At 31.9% G+C, this 1,587-nt stretch carries 2 protein-coding genes; both read right to left on the minus strand.

Annotated elements, in window-relative coordinates; all coding sequences use genetic code 11:
* The coding region (locus NE054_RS08160; protein ID WP_297890477.1) for a DUF2723 domain-containing protein at positions 1–765 on the minus strand (765 nt) is incomplete at its 3' end.
* Positions 766–1,060: 295 nt separating this feature from the next.
* A complete protein-coding gene (locus NE054_RS08540) occupies positions 1,061–1,450 on the minus strand; it encodes a prepilin-type N-terminal cleavage/methylation domain-containing protein (protein ID WP_345780608.1) in 390 nt (129 codons plus the stop codon).
* Between the last annotated feature and the right edge of the window lie 137 nt (positions 1,451–1,587).

The following is a 1,587-nucleotide window of genomic DNA, read 5'->3' on the forward strand; positions in this document are numbered from 1 at the left end:
AATAAAGGTACTATAGCTAACAAAAACAATGTAAAAAGCGTAAATTACGATTTTTTTAAAATAAAAAAGACCATAGAAAAGAAAAACGATTAAAGTTGTTATCAAAAACATAACTACAACATAACCAAAAAAGCTATCTGTATTTAGAAAAAACTCACCACCAAAGATTTTTGGAAAAAGCGTAATATTGTACTGGAACCCTTGAAAAAGCTCCTGTTTAAACTGACCTCCGGTTATATAAGAAAAAAAAGCATCGTAAACAGATTTACTGTTTTTTACATATTCATAAACTTCTCCTTCTTTCCAAATAGCATTTAAGTTTTCGTTGTAGTAATCTTTAAACCTACCCCATATATAAAGGTACTCAGATGCACCCAACACAACAGAAACAAAAGAAAAAATCCAAACTTTTATATCTTTAAAAATCAATTTATCAGTGATGTATATAACATAAACCAAACCCGGAAGTAAAAACAGCATACTAAGGTGATTACCAAAACTAATAGCATAAAAAAGAATACCCACATAAAGATAAATTCTTTTCTTCTCTTGGTAAAACATCAAAAAGTTGTACAAAGTAAAAGTTAAGAAAAAAGAGTTTAATGTGTAAACTTCGGCTTCCGTTGACTGACTCCAAAAAGAAAAAGTAAAAGCCATCGTAAAAACAGGTATCAAAGAAAAAACCTTACTTTTTGTTAAGATGTAAGCAACTTTGTACATAAAAACCAAAGATAACATTCCAAAGAACAAAGACATCAAATTAATCCTTAGAGCTTATGGAGTTAAAAACAAAAAAATACCATTGAAAATTTTACTTAAAAAAAGATACAAAGGATAACCGGTAGGATGAGTGATATAGTTTGTATTAAATATAAACTGCCATTTAGCAGAATCTCCAAAATTAACCCTACCACCTATACCATAAAGAGTGTACACATAAACAAAAAAAACGAAAATAAAAAATAAAAAGACAAAATCAAACCTTTTTACGATTCTCAAATTTACCCTCTACAAGATTTGACAGTTATAAAGAAAGCCGGCAATTGCCGGCTTTTAGATTTTATAGACCTATACAAGAAACCGTTGTTCCCGTACCTGTAGATGTTGCAGTACAACTTACCTTACTAAGTACATTTTTACCACTACAAGTACACTCAATTTTTCCATCTGATTCAGTATAAGTCCAGTTACAGCTTGCAGTATTTGGAGATATGTTGGAATAAGAGCCACTTGATGGAACAGAAGAAGCACCTGCCATTTGTTGCTTTGTTACTTCTGCTACTGCATCTGTTACACAGTTTCTGGCATCAGCCTGTAATGCTGCAGCAGCTGCTGACTTTCTGTACTTTCCAAACTGTGGAATAGCGATTGCTGCCAAGATTGCAATAATTGCAACTACTACGAGTAGCTCAATGAGTGTAAAACCTGCGTTAGACTTTCTTACCATCATGGTGATACCTCCTTTTAAATTTTTTTAAATCTCGGATAGGCGCCTATCCTTCTGCTACTAAATATAACCCTAATTTCCAATTCGAAAAAAAGATGAAATAAAAAACCTCCAGTGGTATCATAAAGTAAAACTACCAC

This window comes from Sulfurihydrogenibium sp. (assembly GCF_027448985.1).
Lineage (GTDB): Bacteria > Aquificota > Aquificia > Aquificales > Hydrogenothermaceae > Sulfurihydrogenibium.